This is a genomic window from Pseudodonghicola sp. (assembly GCF_048268305.1).
GTDB lineage: Bacteria > Pseudomonadota > Alphaproteobacteria > Rhodobacterales > Rhodobacteraceae > Pseudodonghicola.
This window is the reverse complement of record NZ_JBLWVT010000004.1, coordinates 1-19500: the sequence shown is the minus strand read 5'-3', so window position 1 is coordinate 19500 and position 19500 is coordinate 1. Positions and strand designations below refer to the sequence as shown.

The following is a 19500-nucleotide window of genomic DNA, read 5'->3' as shown; positions in this document are numbered from 1 at the left end:
CCAACTGGGGCCCTCACGCGGAAAGCCCGCGCAAATCATGTTACAGATGCATTGCCTGCCCCGGCAGGGCGCCAAGCAGCTCTCGGGTATAGCTGGCGGAAGGATGGCGCAGCACCTCTTGCGGCGGCCCGATCTCGACGCAGCGACCGCGCTGCATCACCATGATACGATCGCAAAGCCGCGCTGCGACCCGCAGGTCATGCGTCACGAAGAGCATGGCAAAGCCAAGCCGTCGTTGCAGCGTCTCGAACAGGGTCAGAACCTGGGCCTGCACCGAGACATCGAGCGCCGAGACCGCCTCGTCGGCGATGATCAGCTTGGGCTGCATCATCAGCGCCCGGGCGATGGAAATCCGCTGCCGCTGCCCACCCGAGAACTGATGCGGGAACCGCTCCAGCGCCTCGCGACCCAAGCCCACCTCGTGCAATAGGGAAACCGCCCGCTGCTCGACCACATGCCGCGCCTCGCCGCGTTCCAGCGGCCCTTCCGTTAGGCTCTGACGAATGGTGCGGCGTGGGTTCAGCGACCGATAGGGATCCTGAAAGATCACCTGCACTTTCGATCGGTAATCCTTCAGCTCATCGCGTGAGAGACCGGTGATATCGCGGCCGTCAAAGGTGATATGACCGTCGCCCGCCCGCTGGAACAGCGCCACGCAGCGCCCCAGCGTCGTCTTGCCCGACCCGCTTTCGCCGACCACCCCCAGCGTTTCGTTGGCCTGCAACCGAAAGCTGACGTCATCCAACGCGATGACCGTCCGCCCGCCGCCGAACAGGCCCCTTTTGCCGAAGGTCAGCGACAGGTTATGGACCTCGACCAGGGTGGGGGCGGCGGGCGTCTCGCGCGGGACGATCCGGCTGGAGGGCACCGCGTCCAGCAGCATGCGGGTATAATCGTGCTGCGGCGCCGACAGAACCGTCGCGGCCGCGCCTTGCTCGACCGCCTCACCGTGGCGCATGACACAGACCTGATCGGCGATCTCGCGCACCACGTCGAAGTCATGGGTGATGAACAGAACCGCGGTGTGGTGCTTGTCCTGCAGATCGCGCAACAGCCGCAGGATCTGCGCCTGGGTGGTGACGTCGAGCGCGGTGACGGGTTCGTCAGCGATGATCAGCGCGGGCTCAAGCGCCAGCGCCATGGCGATCATCACCCGCTGCCGCTGCCCGCCCGAGAGCTGGAAGGGATAGGCGCCGACAATCCGATGGGGATTGGGCAGGTGCACGTCCTCGACCAGGTCGATCACCCGCGCCCGCACCGCCTGATCGGTCCAGTCGCTGCGGTGATAGCGGATCACCTCGGCGATCTGTTCGCCGATTTTCATCAAGGGATTCAGCGCCGTCATCGGTTCCTGGAAGATCATCGCCATGCGGGTGCCGCGCAGCGCCCGCAGCCGGTCGGCGCCGGCTGTGGTGATCTCCTCGCCCTCCAGCCGGATGCCGCCGCCTTCGACCCGCAGCGCCTTGGGCAAAAGCCCCATGACCGCCGAGGCGGTGACCGACTTGCCCGACCCGCTTTCGCCGATCAGACAGAAGATCTCGCCCCGCCGGATCGCGAAGGACAGCCCGCGCACGGCGCGGCCGCGATCGCCGCCCCCGGGCAGCGCGATGGTCAGGTCGGACACTTCCAGCACTTTGGCGCGGTTCTCGGCCTGTCGCATCAGCCTTGCTCCTTCGGGGCGAATTTCGGATCGAGCCAGGCGCGCAGCACATCGCCCAGGCCGTTGACGCAAAGCACCGTGATCGACCGCACCGCGCCGGCGAAGACGATGGTCCAGGGGGCGGCCTGGAAATGCGCCCGGCCCTCGGCCAGGATATTGCCCCAGGTCGGGATGCTGGGCGGATAACCGACGCCGAGGAACCCCAGCACCGCCTCGACCAGGATGGCAGAGGCGAAGATATAGGTGCCCTGCACCGTCAGCGGCGCGATGCAATTGGGCAGGATATGGCGGAACACCACCTTCCAGCGCGGCACGCCGACCCCCATGGCGGCCTCGACATAGGGTTCCTCTCGTGCCGAGAGCACCACCGAACGCACGATCCGCGTCACCCGCGGGATGTCGGGAAAGGCGATGGCCAGAACCACCGAAAACAGGCTGGCCCCGAACAGCGACACCAGCGTCACCGCCAGAAGGATGCCGGGGATCGCCATGAAACCGTCCATCACCCGCATCATCACCGCATCGGCCGCGCGCGAGACCCCCGAGATCAGCCCGAAGAAGGTGCCTATCGCAAGCGCCAGGATGCAGACCAGAAAACCGATCGTCAACGATACCCGTGCGCCATAGATCACCCGGGCATAAAGATCGCGGCCCAGCGCGTCGGCGCCGAACCAGAAGGTCGCGCCGGGGGGCGCCAGCCGCTTGCGCGGGCTGATGAAGGTGGGGTCATGCTGAGTCAGCAGCGGCGCGAAGATCGCCGCCAGAACGATCACCAGAAGCGGCAGCACGGCGAAGAGAAGCGCGCGCTTGGTCGACCGGCTCAGCGCCGGCATCCGCAGGAACGGAAGGGATAGGGAGGTCAATAGCGGATCCTCGGGTCGATCAGGACATAGGCGATGTCGATCAGCAGGTTGATCGCGACATAGGTGAGCGCGAAGAAGATGATCACCCCCTGCACCACCGGGAAATCGCGCGACAGGATCGCGTCGATGGTCAGCCGCCCGACACCGGGGATGTTGAAGACGCTTTCGGTCACCACGACGCCCGAGATCAGCATGCCGATCCCCAGCCCGATCACCGTCACCACCGGCACCGAGGCGTTGCGGAAGGCGTGTTTCCACAGCACCCGCCGTTCCGGCAGCCCCTTGGCGCGGGCCGCGCGGATGAAATCCTCGCCCATCACCTCGAGCACCGAGGCGCGGGTGACACGGGCAATCAGCGACATGAAGAAGACGCTGAGCGTGAGGGTCGGCAGGATCAGGTGATAGAGGCCGTTCCAGAAATCGTCGAGCGGGCTGACATAGCCCTGCACCGGCAGCAGATCGAGCCAGAGCGCCCCGATCATGATCAGCACATAGCCGATCACGAAGGTGGGCACCGAAAACCCGATCACCGAGAGCATCATCAGGATGCGGTCGGTCATCTGTTCGTGCTTCCAGGCGGCGATTGCGCCGATCGGCACCGCGATCAGCACGGTCAGCACGATGGACGACAGGGTCAGGATCAGCGTCGGTTCGATCCGGCGGCCGATCTCCTCGGCCACCGGACGGCTGGACAGCACCGACTGCCCCAGATCGCCGCGCAGCAGCTCTCCGATCCAGACGAAGAACTGCACCACCAGCGGCTGATCCAGCCCCAGCCGGGCGCGAATTTCGGCCAGAACGGCGGGGCTGGCCAGATCTCCGGCCAGCAGAGAGGCGGGATCCCCGGTCAGACGCACCAGCAGGAACACCACGACCATGACGATCAGCACCACCGGGATCGACATCAGCAGCCGCGAGAAGAGAAGGCGAAACATGGGGAGCCGTCCTTTGCCCGTCAGTCTTTCGACACGTTCCAGTAGATCGACACCGGCGCGTTGATCCGGCCGTGGATGTTCTGGCCCCAGGCTGCCGTCCGGCTCCAGGTGCCGAGCGGGATGGCGAACACCAGCTCATAGGCGCGCTTCTGAATCTCTTCGGCGAGCTGCTTTTTCTCGGCGACGCTCTCGGCGGCGGCAAAGGCGTCCTTCAGCTCGGCCATGACCGGGTCCGAGGACCAGCCGGCATATCCCTCGGCCCCGGCGGTATCGAGGTTCAGGTTCGAGATCGGCGACACCAGATCCAGCATGTTCCAGCTGCCGAAGGCGACGCTCCAGCCGCCATCGGCAACCGGGGCCTGGCTGTTGCGGCGTTGCAGATAGGACGCCCAATCCATCGGCGCCGCCTCGGCGTTGAAGCCGATCTGCTGCAGCACCTGCACCATCAGCGGCGGGATCGCCGAGAGCGTCGGCAGATCCGTCGGCTGCAGCACGATGACCTTTTCGCCCTTGTAGTTGGACTGGGCCAGCAGTTCCTTGGCCTTCTTCAGATCGGGGTATTCGGCGGTCTGCACCGCCCCCACCTCGGTCTCAAGCTGGGTGCCGCAGCCGAACATCGCGCCGCAGATCTGATAGTATTTCTCATCGCCGATCTGCGCCGCCATGAAGTCGTATTGCGACAGGCCGTAAAGCACCGCCTGGCGCGCCTTCGGATCGTTGAACGGCGGCTGCAGCCAGTTGAACCGCACCACCGGCACGAATTTGGCGGCGGTCGCGGCGATCACCACATCCTTGTCGTCGGCAAGCTGCTTGGCCATGTCGGGGGTCACCGACTCGACCATATCGACCTCGCCCTGTTTCAGCGCGTTCACGACGGTCTGCGAATCCGGGAAGGACAGATATTCGACCCGGTCGACCTTGACGATCTTGCCCCCCGCCAGGCCCGAGGCAGGCTCGACCCGGGGCAGGTAATCGGCGTTCTTCTCATAAACGGCCCTCACGCCCGGTTGGAAATCGTCGGCGACGAACTTGAACGGCCCCGAGCCGATATAGGCCTTGATCTGCTCGCTTGCCGGGGTGGCGGCGATATCGGCGGGCATGATGAATAAGGGCAACGAACTGGGCTTGGCGAAACCGTCGATCAGCGCCCCGAACTTCGAGCTCAGCTTGATCTCGAACGAGGTTGCGCCAGTGGCGGTCATCGCCTCGACATGTTTCGCCATCCGCTTGCCGATGGCGTCGCGCTGCGCCCAGCGCTGGATCGAGGCGATGCAATCCTCGGCGGTGACCGGGGCGCCGTTGTGGAAGGCCAGCCCCTCGCGCAGGGTGAAGCTATAGGTCAGGCCATCCGCGCTGACCGCCCAAGTATCGACCATCTGCGGCTGCGGCGCAAAGCTGTCGTCGATCGAGAACAGCGTGTCATAGATGAAATAGCCGTGGTTGCGGGTGATATAGGCGGTCGTATTGACCGGATCGAGCATCTTGAGCGCCGCATGGCCGACCACCCGCAGGGTGGTTTCGGCAAAGGCGGCACCGGCAGGCAGCAGGGCTGCGACCGACAGAGCCGTGGCGAAATTTCTGAAACATCGTGCTTTCATACCTGGGCTTCCCTGTTGTTCTGCGCCTTCAACGGAAACGCATTCATATGAAAACCATAGCAAACGACCCGCAAATATATTGCTTTCTTCTAGTTATGGGTCTATTTGCGTTGCATATGAATGTGAACCTGAGGCAGCTCCGTGCCTTTATCGCCGGGGTGCAGTCCAATTCCTTCTCGGAAGCCGCTGAGCGGATGGGGATCACCCAGCCCGGATTTTCCCTCCTGATCCGCCAGCTTGAAGAGGAACTCGGCCTCAGGCTGTTCGATCGCACCACCCGCCGCGTCGAGGTGACCAGCGAAGGGCTGGAGTTCTATGACCGGATCGCGCGGATTCTCGATGATCTGGACGACGCCTGTCAGGACATGACCGATCTCAGGCTGCTGCGACGCGGCCGGGTGCGGATCGCCATCCTGCCCTCGGCCGGCGCCACCATCCTGCCGCCGCTGCTGTCGCGCATGGTCGAGGAGCACCCCGATATCGAGGTGTCGATCGTCGAACGTCTGGCCGAACCGCTGCAGGAAAGCGTCGAGAACGAAGAGGTCGATTTCGGCATCGGCACCCGCCCGTCCAAGGCCTCGAACCTGCGGTTCGAACCGCTGCTGAAGGACCGGCTGGTCTGCCTCTGCCACGAAAACGATCCGCTGGCACAGATCGCCTCGCCAAGCTGGGAGGATCTGAGCAAACGCCCCTTCATCGGTTTCTCGGGCAATACCAGCATCGAACATCAGGTGCGCATGCTGTCGGCCCAGCTTGGTTCGAACCTGCTGCGCCGCAGCGAAATCAGCGGGCTCAACACCGCGTTGGGGCTGGTGCGCAGCGGCGTCGGCATCACCCTGATCCCGGAACTCGCGCTCGGCGGGCTTGACCTGAGCGGACTGGTGCTGCGCGCGCTGGAGGGGCCGGCGGCCCAGCGCGAGATCGGCCTGATCATGCTGCGCCGGCGCAGCCGCAGCCCGGCGACACTGGCCGTGCTCGACATGTTCCAGCGCTCGGGCGCGGCGATCGGCAATGACAGCCTTGCCCGCTTCAAGGACCTGCCGCGGATCGCATTGTCAGAGGTCGGCTGATCCGCCGACCACCCCGAACCTCCGGCTGCGTGCGGAGCATCGACACTCTTACCCTATGCTTATGAATGCTTCCGTTCGTTTAAATTATTCTGCGCAGATTTTTCCCTGATACTGGCAAGGACCCCGCCCGACAGGGCCCAAAAACCGCGTCAGGAGAAAGTCACAGTGACCGAACTAACGGAGCTGACCGCCACCGAGGCCGTCGCGCTGCTGCAGAAGAAAGAGATCACCCCGACGGATCTGATCGACGCCGCCGAGGCGCGCAGCGCAGCGGTAGACGGCACCGTCAACGCCCTGCCCATCCGCTTTCACGACGCCGCGCGCGAGGAGGCCAAGGCGCTTGAGGCCGCGACGCCCGACCCGCGCTGCTGGCTGGGCGGGCTGCCGATCGCGGTCAAGGATCTGAGCCATGTGGCCGGCCAGCGCACCACGATGGGAGGCTGCCCGCTGTTCGCCGAGACCGTCGCCTCGGCCTCGAGCTATGATGTCGGCAATCTGCAGCGTCGCGGCGCGATCCCGGTGGCCAAGGCGACCTCGCCCGAATTTGGCTTCAACGCCACCACATATAGCACACTGTTCGGTTACACCCGCAACCCGTGGAATCCTGCCCTGTCGACTGCCGGCTCCTCCGGCGGCTCGGCGGCGGCGCTGGCCACCGGTCAGGTCTGGCTGGCGACCGGATCGGATCTGGGCGCCTCGATCCGCGCGCCCGCCGCCTTCTGCGGCATCGTCGGCCTGCGCCCCAGCCCCGGGCTGGTGCCGCGCGGCCCGACCGGCACCCCCTTCAACCTGCTGCCGGTGCAGGGGCCGCTGGCGCGGACCGTTGCCGATGTGGCGCTGATGCTGGACGCGATGGTGGGCCATGCGCCGGGCGATCCGCTGTCTTATCCGCCGGTGGTGGACAGCTATCGCGCCGGGCTGGATCAGGATCCGAAGGCTCTGCGCCTGGGCCTCTCCACCGATCTGGGCATCACCTATTGCCATTCGGAGATCGCCGCCGCGGTGCGCGCCGCAGGCGGCGTGTTCGAAACCATGGGCGCCACGGTCGAAGACAGCTGCCCGGATTTCAGCGGTATCGTCGATGCCTTTTATGAGGTGCGAGGCTTCGGCCATGTGGTGGGCATGGGTCCGCTGGTCGACCGGTCCCGCGACGGGCTGACGCCGGAAATCACCTGGAGCGTCGATACCGCCCGTGCGCTCGACGTCGAAACACTGGCGCGCGGCGAACGCACCCGCGCCGCCGTCTATGCCCGGGTCGCAGCCTATTTCGAAACCCATGATCTGCTGCTCTGCCCGACCACGGTGGTGCCGCCCTTCCCGGTGGAATGGACCACTGTCGAGCAATGCGAGGATCATAGATTCGACCGCTATATCGACTGGATCGCCATCACCTTCGCGATTTCCATGCTGGGGCTGCCGGCGATCTCGGTGCCCTGCGGCTTTACCAGAGACGGGCTGCCGATCGGGTTGCAGATCGTCGGCAAGCCGCGCGGGGAACACGCGCTGCTGCAGGCGGCGGCGGCTTTTGAACGGGCGATGGGGCTGGGCAAGATCACCCCGATCCTGCCGCGCGAGGCCCGCGCGTGAGGCCTGCGCTGCGGATCGGAACCGGCGCCGGCTATGCCGGCGACCGGATCAGCCCGGCGGTCGATCTGGTGCGCGAGGGGGAACTGGACTACATCGTCTTCGAATGCCTGGCCGAACGCACCGTCGCCAAGGCGCAGCTGGCCCGGGCGAAGGACCCCGACAAGGGCTATGACCCGCTGCTGGACCGGCGGATGCGCGCGGTGCTGCCGCTCTGCGTCGCGAAGGGCACCCGGATCGTGTCGAACATGGGGGCGGCCAACCCTCGCAAGGCCGGCGAAAGGATCGCCCAAATCGCGCGCGACCTGGGCCTGCCGCCGATCAGGATCGCGGTGATCGAAGGCGACGATGTCCACGCCCTGCTGACCGGCGACACCCCCATTCTCGAAACCGGCGCAGCGCTGGACAGCCTGGGCGACACCGTCTTTTCCGGCAACGCCTATCTGGGCGCCGCACCGGTGCTGCAGGCGCTGCAACAGGGCGCCGATGTGGTCATCACCGGGCGGGTGGCGGATCCGTCGCTCTTCGTCGGGCCGATCCTGCATCATTTCGGCTGGGGGCTGGACGACTGGCCGCGGCTGGGCTTTGCCACCATGGCCGGCCATCTGCTGGAATGCGGCGCCCAGATCACCGGCGGCTATTTCGCTGATCCCGGCTGCAAGACGGTGCCGGATCTGGACCGGGTCGGCTTTCCCATCGGCGAGCTGTTCGAAGACGGCTCGCTGGTGATCGGCAAGCTTGTCGGCAGCGGCGGCACCATCTGCCCCGCCACCTGCAAGGAACAACTGCTCTACGAGGTCTTCGACCCCGCCGGCTATATCACCCCCGACGTGATCGCCGATTTCTCGCAGGTCGAGGTGGAAAGCCTGGGGCAGGACCGCGTGCGGCTGAAGGGCGCGACCGGACGGAGGGCGCCCGCGACACTGAAGGTCTCGATCGGCTATCGCGCCGGCTTTCTGGGCGAGGCGCAGATTTCCTATGCCGGCAGCTCTGCGGTGGATCGCGCCGGGCTGGCGCTGGAGGTGGTGCGGCGGCGGCTGGAGCGGGTGGCGCCGGGGCTCGCCGCGGAATTCGACGTGCTTGGCACCCATGCGCTGCTGCCGGCCGGACTGAACGCGCCGCACCCGCATGAGGCGACCGCCCGGGTGGCGGCACTGTGCGACGACGAACAGCTTGCCCAGCGGGTCGGCGAGGAAGTCGAAGCGCTTTATGTCAACGGGCCGGCCGGCGGCGGCGGCGTGCGGCGGACGGTGGAAGAGGTGATCGCCATCTGTTCCAGCCTGATGGCGCGCGATCTCGTCACCCCGCGGCTGAGCTTTATCGACAGCCGCGCGGGATAGACCCATGGGGGCGCCGCAGCGGCGCCCCGTGATCCCCATTGATCCCCGTTCCAAAGCCTCGTCATCAGGCGTCGCCGCGAAGCTCTTTCGAATTGCGCCGGTAGTCGGGCCAGAACTGCGTGCCCTCCCGCGCCAGTCCGCCGCCGATCCCCATCGGGGTGCCATCAGCACGCCAGCAGGCGGCGCCGGTCATCGTGCCATCGCCGCCGAATTCGATCGCGCACATGCCGCCGGCGATATGCGGCACCGGCATGATCGGATGACCCATCGCGGCCAGCTCCTGCCGCAGCGTCGGCGAGAACTCCAGCTCGCATTCGCTGTCCTGGCCTTGGGTCCAGACCCGGGGCGCCTCCACCGCCTCCTGCAGGGTCATGCCGTGGTCGATCAGATTGACCACCGCCTGCATCGCCGAGCCATAGAGCCGCGGCCCCCCCGGCAACCCCAACGCGAACCAGGGCGCGCCGCCACGGAAGCCGATCAGCGGCGATTGGGTCGAGGTGATCCGCTTGCCCGGCACCAGCGACAGCGTCAGCCCCGGGTGCGGATCGAACAGGTACATGTAGTTGTTCGGAATGATCCCGGTGCCGGGAATGATCATCTTCGCCCCGAACAGCGAATTGATGGTCTGGGTCGAGGTGACGATATTGCCCTCGGCATCGGCGATGGTGACATGGGTGGTGTTCTGCGATTCCGTCGACAGCGCGGCGGCGGCAAAGGCCCCGGCGCGGGTCATGTCGATCTCGGACCGGCGCTGATCGGCATAGGCCTTCGACATCAGCCGCGCCACCGGCACATCGAAGAAATCCGGATCGGCGGTCGAGGCGCGCCGATCCGAGGCGGCGATCTTCAACACCTCAAAGAGCAGATGCGCCCCCTCGCGAGTGCCGAAGCCAAGGCCTGCGACATCGAAACCCTCGAGCAGGTTCAGCATCTGCACCACATGGACGCCGCCGGAACAGGGCGGCGGGCACCCGAGGATGCGCACCCCGCGATAGCTGCCCTCGACCGGCGTCCGGTCAATGGTCCTGTAGCTCTCCAGATCCTCCACCCCCAGGAAGGAGCCGGCAGCGCCCAGGGCCTCGGCAACCCGCCGGCCCAAGGTGCCGCCGTAGAGCGCGCCGGCACCTTCGCGGGCGATCTGGCGCAGGGTTTCGGCATAGTCGGGCTGGCGGATGATATATCCCGGTTCAGGCACCTCGCCGCCGGGCAGGAAGACCTTGGAGATCTCCGGATCGCGGCGCATGTCCTCGACGCTGCCGGCGATGCAGTTGCACAGATAGGGGGTGGCGGCGAAACCGGTTTCAGCGTGGCGGATCGCTGCTTGGGTCACCGTCGCCAGATCACAGCGGCCAAAGCGGTCCAATGTCTCGCACCAGGCCTTGAGGTTGCCGGGCACGGCGATGGATTTCGGCCCCACCGCATTCTCGCGCCCCTCGACCTCCATGTAATCGGGCCAGCTGTCGGAGATCGGAGTATAACTGTCCGGGCGCGCCGCCGCCGGCGCCAGCGACAGCCCGTCAATCACCACCTCCTCGCCCGAGGCGAGCCGGATCAGCGCGGTGCCGCCGCCGAAGATCCCCACCATCATCGGCTCCACCACCGAAAGGGTGAAAAGCGCCGCGATGGTGGCGTCGATGGCGTTGCCGCCCGCCGCCAGAACCTCGACCGCGGCGGCCGAGGCAAGGGGGTGATTGGTCACCACCATGCCGCCCGAGGCGGTCACGGCGGTCTTCTGCGGTTCGAAAACGGTGGCGGCGCGCTGGCGCCAGTCAGAGGCGGTCATCAATCTGTCTTCCCTGTTGCAATCTGGCGGCGGAGACCGACCAACACAGGACCGGGGCGGAACAGCACACCTGCCGGTCCACGGCGCAGTCTTCTCTCCCCCCCGGTCCCTCCGCGGAAGGTCCATGCCCGCCAATCCTGTTTGGTTGGCCTGCCAGACGCAGCAGAGCACTAGAAACCGCCAGAGAAAATGAATTTAACGCAATCCATCCATAACTCGGCGAAAAGAATTTTCGCCTCAATTATAAATTATGGATATGTATAATGATGATTTTTTCATGAAAGTGGAACAATTCCTTGTGGCATCCTGTGGCACAACACTCCCCCAACTCGGGCGTGGGCGGTTCTCAACCCGCCGCTCACGCACTTTTTGCCTCCCCCCAGGTCACAAGAGCTTCACGCAATACCCCGGATGCGCCGGGGGAGGCCCTGCTTGCCGTCCCCTGCCCCATCATGGCGCCGCCTGACCTTCCATCGAAGAAAAGACGGGAACTGGAAAATCAACTACAAAAAACCGGGCAACTCCCCCTGTGAAAACAAGTGGTGGCGAAATTTCTGCGCGGTATTTTCAGCCGGTGCCCGGCACCTGCCGCAGGTGCGTCGACTCACCCTTTCGCGGCCTTGCCAGGCTTCAACAACAGGCGCTGACCCTGCCCCGCTTCGATTGCTTGCGCTCGATGACATCGGCCGGCATCCGGACCCGGAGCCCCTTTGATCACATCCGCATCCGGCCCGTGCCGTTACGCCACAAAATGCAGTGAAAGACGAAAACGATCATGTCCTACCCTCAGCAAGCCCTTCTGGATGCCGCCAATGCCTGGCTTGAGAAAGTTCAGGAAAAGAACCTGATTGACGGCGAATTCCGCCCGGCGGCGCAGATGCTCGACGTGCTTGAGCCTGCCACCGGCAAGGTGCTGGCCAAGGCCCCGGCCAGCGGTCCGGCCGAGGTGGAAGAGGCCATGGCCGCCGCCCTGCGCGCGCGGGAGACCTGGGCCGAGACGCCGGCGCGGCAGCGTGGCCGGCTGGTGGCCGAGGCCGCCCGCAAGTTGAAAGAGGAAATTCCGGCACTGGCCGTCCTGCTGACCCGCGAGACCGGCAAGGCGATCCGCACCGAATGCCGGGGCGAGCTGACGGTGACCGCCGATATCATGGAGATGTTCGGTGGCCTCGGCTCTGAGCTGAAGGGGGAAACCCTGCCCTTCGCCCCCGATGTCTTCGCCGTCACCACCCGCGAACCGCTGGGCGTGGTGGTTGCCATCGTGCCGTGGAACGTGCCGGTGCTGCTGACCATGCTGAAGATCGCCCCGGCGCTGGTCGCCGGCAATACCGTGGTGGTCAAGGCCTCGGAACTTGCGCCCTTCGCCACCATCGCCGCCGTCTCGATCCTCGCCGAGATGCTGCCGCCGGGTGTCGTCAACGTGATCTGCGGCACCGGTCTGGATTGCGGCGTGCCGCTGACCAGCCATCCGGGCGTGGCCAAGATCACCTTCACCGGCTCCGAGGCGGTGGGCGTGTCGATCTATGGGGTCGCCTCGGAACGGATCATCCCGGTGACGCTGGAACTGGGCGGCAAGAGCCCGATGATCATCTGCGCCGATACCGATTTCGACAAGGCGGTCGAGGGCGTCATGCAGGGCATGCGCTTTACCCGTCAGGGCCAGAGCTGCACCGCATCGAGCCGGGTCTTCATCCATGCCGATATCTTCGACAGCTTCGTCGAGGCGCTGCGCGCGCGGCTCGATCAACTGGTGATCGGCGATCCGCTGGACGAGGCCACCGATGTCGGCACCATCATCTCGCCGAAACAGCACGCCCAGATCTGCAAATACGTCGATATCGCCGAGGCCGCGCCCGAGGCGACGGTGATCCGCTGCTCCGCCCTGCCGACCGAGGGCGTCGACCCCACGCTCTTCATGCAACCGACTCTGGTGCTGGGCATCGACCCCGACTCCCCCGTCGCGCGCGAGGAGATCTTCGGCCCGGTGGTGGTGATGCAAAGCTGGACCTCGCTCGACGATGTGATCGCCGAGGCCAACGATACCGATTTTGGCCTGGGCGCCTCGATCTGGACCAAGGATCTGGCCACCGCGTTGCAAACCACCAAGAAGCTGGACGCCGGTTTCGTGCAGGTCAACGCCGGCTACACCATCCAGCCGAACCTGAGCTATGGCGGCTTCGGCCGGTCGGGTCTGGGCAAGGAAGCCTCGCTCGAGTCGATGCTGGAGCATTTCACCCGCAAGAAGACCATCATCATGTCGATGGCCTGAGATGGTGCTGCCCGATCCGCATCTGGCCCTTCTCGCCGCCGTGGCTGTCGCGGCGGCGGGGTTCCTGCGCGGCATGACCGGCTTCGGCTTCGCCTTGGCTGCCGTGCCGATGCTGAGCCTGGTGCTGCCGCCGCAGCGCGCCGTGGTGCTGGTGGTGCTGCTGCAGTTCATGATCGGCTTTCGCGATATCGTCATGCTGCGGTCGGTCTATGACAAATGGGTGCTGCTCCGGCTGATCAGCGGCGCTATCTTCGGCGTGCTGCCGGGGATTTACCTGCTCTCCATCCTCGACCCGGCGGCGATGCGGGTGGCAGCGGGGGCGATCGTCCTTTTCGCGCTGGTGCCGCTGATCCGGCCGCCCAAGGTATCGCTGCCGCGGACCTCGGGCTGGCCGATCGGAACCGGCCTTGTCTCAGGCTTTCTCAGCGGTCTGGCGGCGATGCCGGCGCCGCCGACGGTTCTCTATCTGATGCTGAGCGGGACCGAGGCGGTGCGGATGCGGGCGACGCTGATCATCTTCTTCTTCGCCACCTCGGCCATGTCGATCCCCGGGCTGGTGCTGAAGGATCTGGTCGGCCGGTCGGATGTGATCTTTGCCGTGCTGATGCTGCCGGTCATGGTGATTTCGACCTGGGCCGGCACCCATGCCTTCACCCGGCTGAATGATCGCGGCTATCGCAATGCGGCGCTGCTGACGCTCGCCGCGATGGCGGTCATCGCGCTGGGCCGCGGGCTTGGCGCCATGCTTTGATCTCCGGGGGCAATCGGCCCCGGACGCTACTTCAAGAAGCGGCGGAAATAGCGCAGCGATATCCAGAACAGCGCCGAACCGATCGCTGCCAGCCAGAGCATCTGCGGCCAGACCACATCGAACCCGGCGCCCCGGAACAGCACCGATTGCGACAGGATCACGTAATGGGTGTTGGGGGCGAACAGCATGATGTCCTGCACGATCTGCGGCATCGATTCCCGCGGGGTCTGCGCGCCGGAAAGCACCTGCAACGGCAGCAGCACCAGGATCATCAGGATGCCGAACTGCGGCATCGACCCCGCGATGGTCGCCAGAAAGATGCCAAGCGAGGCGGTGGCGAACATATGCAGCACGGTGCCCGCCATGAACAGCGGCAGCGATCCCTGCACCGGAATCCCCAACACCATTTCGCACATCACCAGCAGTGAAAAGGCCGTGCCCAGCAACACCACCAGGCTCATCGACCAGATTTTCGACACCACGATCTCAAGCGGGGTCACTGGCATCACCAGAAGATGTTCGATGGTGCCATGCTCGCGCTCGCGGATCAACGCGGCGCCGGTCAGCACCAGCGCCAACAAGGTGACGCTGTCCGAGATCCCCATGATCGCCTGAAACCACCCCCCATCCAGCACCGGGTTATAGCGGGCGCGCAGCACCAGATCGGCGGCCGGCGGGTCGTCCGAGCGGTAGTGGCTCAGGAATTCGCTCACCTCGGCCGAGACGATCTGCTGCACATAGCCCGACCCGGCAAAGGCCTGGGTCATCCGGGTCGCATCGACGTTGAGCTGGATCTCAGGCTGTTTTCCCGCCAGCAGATCGCGCTGGAACCCCGGCGGGATATCCAGCGCGAAAGTGTCCAGCCCCTCGTCCATCCGGCGGTCCATCTCATCCGGGGTGATCATCACCGGCCGGGTGAAATAGGGCGGCTGAAACGCCTCGATGATACGGTTCGACACCGGGGAGTCATCTTCGTCCACTATGGCGATGGCGGCATCGGACAGCGTGTCGGGCATCGAGGTGGCGCCGATATAGATTTCGACCGTGAAGGAATAGAGCACCAGGAACATCATGATCGGATCCCGGATCAGCCCGCGGATCTCCTTGATGCCCAGCTGCAGGACGTTGGTCAGATCCATCCTATTTCTCCTGCTTGCGCATCAGCATGGCACCGATCCCCAACAGCACCGGAATCGTCAGCGCCAGGGGCCAGATCGAGGCGGCGAGATCGGCGAACCCCAGCCCCTTGGAAAAGGCCCCGCGCGAGATCGTCATGAAATAGGTGGTGGGATAGATCCGCGAGATCACCGCACCGAGCCCTTCCAGCGAAGACACCGGGTTGATCATGCCGGAGAATTGCACCGCCGGCAGCAGGGTGCCCATGGCGGTGGCGAAGACCGCCGCGAGCTGGCTTTTCATGAAGGCCGAGATCACCAGCCCCAGCGCCGTCGCGGCAGAGACATAGAGAAACCCGGACAGCACATAAGTCAGGAAACTGCCGGTGAAGGGCACCCGGAAGGCGAAGACCGCCAGCGCCATCATCAGGAAGAAATTCAGCGTCGCGATGGCGGTATAGGGCAATTGCTTGCCCATCAGGAACTCCAGCCGGGTCACCGGGGTGACATAGAGGTTGGTGATCGAGCCCAGTTCCTTTTCACGCACCACCGAAAGCGTCGACAGCATTGCCGGGATCAGCATCAACAGCAACGGGATCACCGCCGGCACCATCGCCACCAGGCTTTTGATGTCGGGATTGTAGCGATAGCGAAGCTGCAGGTTGAAATCCCCGGCAACCGCCGCATCGCCATAGGCCTCGCGCGTGCGCTCGGTCAGCCAATAGGCGTGCATCCCCTGCACATAGCCCTGCACCGTCTCGGCCCGGCTTGGGTTCGACCCGTCGATCCAGGCACCGATGGCGACATCCTTGCCGCGCAGCAGGTCACGGCCGAAATGCGGCGGGATTTCCAAAGCCAGATCAAGCTTGCCCTCGCGCATCCGCCGATCCATCTCGGCGTAATTCTGCAGTGGCGCCTGTTCGGTGAAATAGCGTGATCCGGCGAGTTGGTTGACATAATCCTGGCTGATCTTGCTGCTGTCGTAATCGAGAACCGCAAAGCTCAGGTTTTCGACATCCATGTTGATGCCGAGCCCAATCACCAGCATCAGGATCACCGACCCCAGAACCGCCAGAGTCCCCCGGATCGGATCGCGACGCAGTTCCATGGTTTCGCGCATCGCATAGCTGAACATCCGGCGCGGATCGAAGAACCGGCTTTTTACCGGCGCCTGTCTGTGGATCGCGACAGGCGCCTCGGGCAATTCCCGCAGGACCGCCTGCGCCCCGATCGCTTCTTCGAGATGCGAGATGAAGGCCTCTTCCAGCGTCTTGACCCCGCGCGCCTCGACAATGGCCTGCGGCTGGTCCGACACCAGCACCCGCCCGGCATGCATCAGCGAAATCCGGTCGCAGAGCATCGCCTCGTTCATGAAGTGGGTCGAGACGAAGATGGTCACCCCGTCCTGCCGCGACAGCTTGGCCAGGCTCTGCCAGAATTCGTCCCGCGCCACCGGATCGACGCCCGAGGTCGGTTCGTCGAGGATCAGGATGTCGGGGGCGTGGATCAGCGCCACGGCAAGCGACAGCCGTTGCCGGATGCCGAGCGGCAAGGCCTCGGGCCGCAGGTCCATCACCCCGGTCAGATCAAACCTTTCGGCCACCTCGTGGATGCGGCGGGGAATATCGGCCTCGGCGAGCTTGAACAGGCGCGCATGCAGATCGAGGTTCTGCGCCACGGTCAGTTCGCCATAAAGCGAAAACGCCTGGCTCATGTAGCCGACCCGGCGACGGATCGCGATATCGTCGGGATCGACCTCTTCCCCGAAAAGCCAGGCCTGGCCCTCGGTGGCCGACAGCAGACCCGTCAGCATCTTCATCGTGGTGGTCTTGCCGCATCCGTTCGACCCGAGAAAGCCGAAGATTTCCCCGCGGGGGATGCGAAAGCTGACATCATCTACCGCAGTGAAATCACCAAAGCGCATGGTCAGCCCCTCGGCCTCGATGGCGTAATCGCTGCTGGCGTGGTCGAAGGGCGGAATGCTGACCCTGACGTGCCCGCGGCGCTGCTCCTCGGGCAGAAGATCGATGAAGGCGGCGTCGAGATCATGGGTTCCGGTGCGCGCCATCAGCTCAGCCGGGGAGCCGGTGGCCAATACCTTGCCGGCGTTCATCGCCACCAGCCAGTCAAAACGTGCTGCCTCCTCCATATAGGCGGTGGCGACGATCACGCTCATCCCCGGGCGGCCGGCACGGATGCGGTCGATCAGTTCCCAGAACTGACGGCGTGACAGCGGATCCACCCCGGTGGTGGGCTCGTCGAGGATCAGCAGATCGGGATCGTGGATCAGCGCGCAGCAGAGCCCCAGCTTTTGTTTCATCCCGCCGGACAGCTTGCCCGCCGGGCGATCGCGAAACGGCTCCAACCCGGTCGCGGTCAACAGCTCGGTGATCCGCGCCTCGCGCTCGGCCCGGTCCTGGCCGAACAGCCGACCGAAGAAATCCACATTCTCGAAAACCGAGAGCGTCTGATAGAGGTTCTTGCCCAGGCCCTGCGGCATATAGGCGATGCCCGGACAGGCCTGGCGCCGATGCCGGGCGTTTCGCATGTCGCCCCCGAGAACCTGCAATGCCCCCTCCTGCATGGCACGGGCGCCGGAGATCAACGCCAGCAGGCTGGATTTTCCGACGCCGTCGGGGCCGATCAACCCGACCATCCGCCCGGCGGGAATGTCCAGCGTCACCGCTTCCAACGCCCGCTGCTTGCCATAGCTCAGCGTGATGTCCCGGATCTCGGCGACCGGCGCGTCGGACATTATTGCACCAGGTTACGATTGAGAAAATCCGGCCATGGCGTTTCCGGGTCGAGCTTGACATAGGCCATGCCGGGCAGGCCAGTCTTTACCTGCCGGACGTAGTGGCGCAGCAACTCCGGCGCGATCCGCGCGCGGACCCGGAAGGTCAGCTTCAGCCGCTCCTCCTCGGTCTCCACGGTCTTCGGGGTGAATTGCGCCACATCCGCCACGAAAGAAACCGTCGCCGGGATCACCGCCTCGGGCGCCGTGTCCATCACCAGTCGCACCTCGGCCCCCAGCGCCACCCGCCCCGCCTGTTCGGTGGGCAGGAAAAAGCTCATGTAGACATCCGAGACGTCGATCATATTGATCACCCGACCACCGGAGGAGAGCACCTCTCCGGGTTGCGCCAGCCGGTATTGGACCCGCCCGTCGCGCGGCGCGATCAGCGTGGCATCGTCGATCTGCGCCTCGACCCGCGCGACCGAGGCCTTGGCCGCCTCGACCGCCGCCTCGGCGTCGATCACCTGCGCCTCGGCCGACCCGATGGCGGCATCCGAGGCCGCGACCGAAGCCCGCGCCGACGCCAGCGAGGCCCGCGCCTGACGTTCGGCCGCCCGATCGTCATCCAGCGTCTGCTGGGATATCGCGTTGGTCCTGACCAGTTTTTCCGACCGCGCCAGGCGGCTCGCCGCAGCATCGAGGACAGACTGCTGCACCTCCACCCCGGCGACCGCCGCCTCGCGTTCCGCCTTGCGCTGGGTCACCAGGCTTTTGGCGGTGTCGATGCCGATCTGGGCGCGGTGAAGCTGCGCCACAGCCTCGGCCTTCTCGGCCATCAGTTCGGTGGTATCCATCTGCGCCACCACCTGGCCCTCGGTCACGAAATCACCCTCCTGGGGGATCACCGCCTTCAGCCGACCACCGGTTTTCGCGGCGATGTCGATATCCACCGCCTCCAGCCGTCCGTTACCGCTGGCGATCCCCGCCGGCAGGCTGGTGTGTTCGCTCTGGCGCCACAGGCTATACCCCAGCCCGGCAACCGCGAGGATCGCCGCCGGGATCAACCAACGGGAATTCAGTCTCATGCAGGCCTCGTTTTCGCGGAAGACCGATCGACATCGGCCGGATGGCAGGGCGGTTCTGAAAAGCCTCTTGCTGGCCTTCCGTGTCGAGCCGTCCCGGTAAGATCGCTTTCCCTTCGCTCATCGCTCTGACAAGTCAACGACGGTTGATTTTCAAGCGCAGCATGACGCTGCCCTGACAATACCCGAGGACGAGGCGATGAGCGAAAAGAAAATCATCCGCGCTCAAGGCATCCCCCGCAAACGCATCCTCAGTGCCCGGCTCATGGAGGATCTGATCAAGCCGATCGCAAACGGCGCCAGTGGCCCGCTCGGCGCGGCCGTTGCCACCTCCATGCCGATCGGCTTCAGCATCCTGAAGAATATGCTCGCGCTTCCCCCGGTGACCGAGGCAGACCCGGACGCCGCCGAAGCCTGTGTCACCGAGGCGCTGGCCAGGGGTCTTGAGCTTGGACGACAGCTTTAGGGGTTTACCCCTTCCCTGAGACCGCCGGGGAAAGGCAGGCTCTTGCTCGCGACGACAACCTGGGCATCGAGCGCTCCTCCCTCCGATTTTTGAAGGCGATGAGGAGAACGGCTGATGCTGTGTGTGTGGATTTCTATGTGTGGATTTGGCATGAAAAAGCCCTCGGTCTTGGGGACCGAGGGCTTAATGTTCTGATTGATCGTGATAGAGAGAATAGAGCGCTTATTAGGACTGGCGGTGACCTACTCTC

At 65.1% G+C, this 19500-nt stretch carries 14 protein-coding genes; 6 read left to right on the top strand and 8 right to left on the bottom strand.

Annotation, left to right across the window (positions count from 1 at the left end):
* Nucleotides 1-40: 40 nt before the first annotated feature.
* From ACN0V4_RS08170 to ACN0V4_RS08155, 4 genes are read right to left on the bottom strand one after another with little or no spacing between them, the layout of a single operon-like run.
* A complete protein-coding gene (locus ACN0V4_RS08170; protein ID WP_417674885.1) occupies nucleotides 41-1660 on the bottom strand; it encodes an ABC transporter ATP-binding protein in 1620 nt (539 codons plus the stop codon).
* Nucleotides 1660-2523 (bottom strand): ABC transporter permease, encoded by an 864-nt coding sequence (locus tag ACN0V4_RS08165; protein ID WP_417674883.1) that lies wholly within the window; start codon nucleotides 2521-2523, stop codon nucleotides 1660-1662. Before ACN0V4_RS08165 ends, ACN0V4_RS08170 begins: the two co-directional genes overlap by 1 nt.
* Nucleotides 2520-3458: an ABC transporter permease gene (locus ACN0V4_RS08160; protein ID WP_417674881.1), complete on the bottom strand. Its 939-nt coding sequence runs from the start codon at nucleotides 3456-3458 to the stop codon at nucleotides 2520-2522. Before ACN0V4_RS08160 ends, ACN0V4_RS08165 begins: the two co-directional genes overlap by 4 nt.
* Before the next feature lie 20 nt (nucleotides 3459-3478).
* Nucleotides 3479-5056, bottom strand: a complete 1578-nt coding sequence (locus ACN0V4_RS08155; protein ID WP_417674879.1) for an ABC transporter substrate-binding protein — start codon at nucleotides 5054-5056, stop codon at nucleotides 3479-3481.
* Between the two features lie 116 nt (nucleotides 5057-5172).
* On the opposite strand from ACN0V4_RS08155, the gene ACN0V4_RS08150 reads away from it, so the two are divergent.
* The 3 genes from ACN0V4_RS08150 to ACN0V4_RS08140 all read left to right on the top strand — a co-directional run bounded on the left by ACN0V4_RS08150 (nucleotide 5173) and on the right by ACN0V4_RS08140 (nucleotide 9050).
* Nucleotides 5173-6126, top strand: a complete 954-nt coding sequence (locus tag ACN0V4_RS08150; RefSeq protein WP_417675676.1) for a LysR family transcriptional regulator — start codon at nucleotides 5173-5175, stop codon at nucleotides 6124-6126.
* 165 nt (nucleotides 6127-6291) lie between these two features.
* Nucleotides 6292-7713 carry an amidase gene (locus ACN0V4_RS08145; RefSeq protein WP_417674877.1) on the top strand — a complete coding sequence of 474 codons (1422 nt, stop codon included), beginning with the start codon at nucleotides 6292-6294 and terminating at the stop codon, nucleotides 7711-7713.
* A complete protein-coding gene (locus tag ACN0V4_RS08140) occupies nucleotides 7710-9050 on the top strand; it encodes an acyclic terpene utilization AtuA family protein (RefSeq protein ID WP_417674875.1) in 1341 nt (446 codons plus the stop codon). Before ACN0V4_RS08145 ends, ACN0V4_RS08140 begins: the two co-directional genes overlap by 4 nt.
* Before the next feature lie 64 nt (nucleotides 9051-9114).
* Here the strand turns inward: ACN0V4_RS08140 and ggt are convergent, their stop codons facing one another.
* On the bottom strand, nucleotides 9115-10833 hold the full coding sequence (gene ggt / locus ACN0V4_RS08135) for a gamma-glutamyltransferase (RefSeq protein WP_417674873.1): 1719 nt from the start codon (nucleotides 10831-10833) through the stop codon (nucleotides 9115-9117).
* A 775-nt stretch (nucleotides 10834-11608) separates the two neighbouring features.
* Between ggt and ACN0V4_RS08130 the strand changes: the two genes are divergently transcribed.
* Nucleotides 11609-13099: an aldehyde dehydrogenase family protein gene (locus tag ACN0V4_RS08130; RefSeq protein WP_417674871.1), complete on the top strand. Its 1491-nt coding sequence runs from the start codon at nucleotides 11609-11611 to the stop codon at nucleotides 13097-13099.
* A 1-nt stretch (nucleotide 13100) separates the two neighbouring features.
* On the top strand, nucleotides 13101-13850 hold the full coding sequence (locus tag ACN0V4_RS08125; RefSeq protein ID WP_417674869.1) for a sulfite exporter TauE/SafE family protein: 750 nt from the start codon (nucleotides 13101-13103) through the stop codon (nucleotides 13848-13850).
* Nucleotides 13851-13876: 26 nt separating this feature from the next.
* Here the strand turns inward: ACN0V4_RS08125 and ACN0V4_RS08120 are convergent, their stop codons facing one another.
* The 3 genes from ACN0V4_RS08120 to ACN0V4_RS08110 are packed head-to-tail and all read right to left on the bottom strand — an operon-like array spanning nucleotide 13877 to nucleotide 18787.
* Nucleotides 13877-14989, bottom strand: coding sequence for an ABC transporter permease (locus tag ACN0V4_RS08120; RefSeq protein WP_417674867.1), 1113 nt, complete (start codon nucleotides 14987-14989; stop codon nucleotides 13877-13879).
* Between the two features lies 1 nt (nucleotide 14990).
* The gene (gene rbbA, locus ACN0V4_RS08115; RefSeq protein WP_417674865.1) at nucleotides 14991-17720 is read right to left on the bottom strand and encodes a ribosome-associated ATPase/putative transporter RbbA; all 2730 of its coding nucleotides are present in this window, start codon (nucleotides 17718-17720) and stop codon (nucleotides 14991-14993) included.
* A complete protein-coding gene (locus ACN0V4_RS08110; protein WP_417674863.1) occupies nucleotides 17720-18787 on the bottom strand; it encodes an HlyD family secretion protein in 1068 nt (355 codons plus the stop codon). Before ACN0V4_RS08110 ends, rbbA begins: the two co-directional genes overlap by 1 nt.
* A gap of 196 nt (nucleotides 18788-18983) precedes the next feature.
* Between ACN0V4_RS08110 and ACN0V4_RS08105 the strand changes: the two genes are divergently transcribed.
* Nucleotides 18984-19250 carry a hypothetical protein gene (locus ACN0V4_RS08105; RefSeq protein WP_417674861.1) on the top strand — a complete coding sequence of 89 codons (267 nt, stop codon included), beginning with the start codon at nucleotides 18984-18986 and terminating at the stop codon, nucleotides 19248-19250.
* Nucleotides 19251-19500 lie beyond the last annotated feature (250 nt).

Excerpts from the sequence above, each read along its gene's own strand:
- ACN0V4_RS08170 (WP_417674885.1), bottom strand. The coding sequence starts at position 1,660 with ATGCGACAGGCCGAGAACCGCGCCAAAGTGCTGGAAGTGTCCGACCTG.
- ACN0V4_RS08160 (WP_417674881.1), bottom strand. The coding sequence starts at position 3,458 with ATGTTTCGCCTTCTCTTCTCGCGGCTGCTGATGTCGATCCCGGTGGTG.
- ACN0V4_RS08155 (WP_417674879.1), bottom strand. The coding sequence starts at position 5,056 with ATGAAAGCACGATGTTTCAGAAATTTCGCCACGGCTCTGTCGGTCGCA.
- ACN0V4_RS08150 (WP_417675676.1), top strand. The coding sequence starts at position 5,173 with ATGAATGTGAACCTGAGGCAGCTCCGTGCCTTTATCGCCGGGGTGCAG.
- ggt (WP_417674873.1), bottom strand. The coding sequence starts at position 10,833 with ATGACCGCCTCTGACTGGCGCCAGCGCGCCGCCACCGTTTTCGAACCG.
- ACN0V4_RS08130 (WP_417674871.1), top strand. The coding sequence starts at position 11,609 with ATGTCCTACCCTCAGCAAGCCCTTCTGGATGCCGCCAATGCCTGGCTT.
- ACN0V4_RS08125 (WP_417674869.1), top strand. The coding sequence starts at position 13,101 with ATGGTGCTGCCCGATCCGCATCTGGCCCTTCTCGCCGCCGTGGCTGTC.
- ACN0V4_RS08120 (WP_417674867.1), bottom strand. The coding sequence starts at position 14,989 with ATGGATCTGACCAACGTCCTGCAGCTGGGCATCAAGGAGATCCGCGGG.
- rbbA (WP_417674865.1), bottom strand. The coding sequence starts at position 17,720 with ATGTCCGACGCGCCGGTCGCCGAGATCCGGGACATCACGCTGAGCTAT.
- ACN0V4_RS08110 (WP_417674863.1), bottom strand. The coding sequence starts at position 18,787 with ATGAGACTGAATTCCCGTTGGTTGATCCCGGCGGCGATCCTCGCGGTT.
- ACN0V4_RS08105 (WP_417674861.1), top strand. The coding sequence starts at position 18,984 with ATGAGCGAAAAGAAAATCATCCGCGCTCAAGGCATCCCCCGCAAACGC.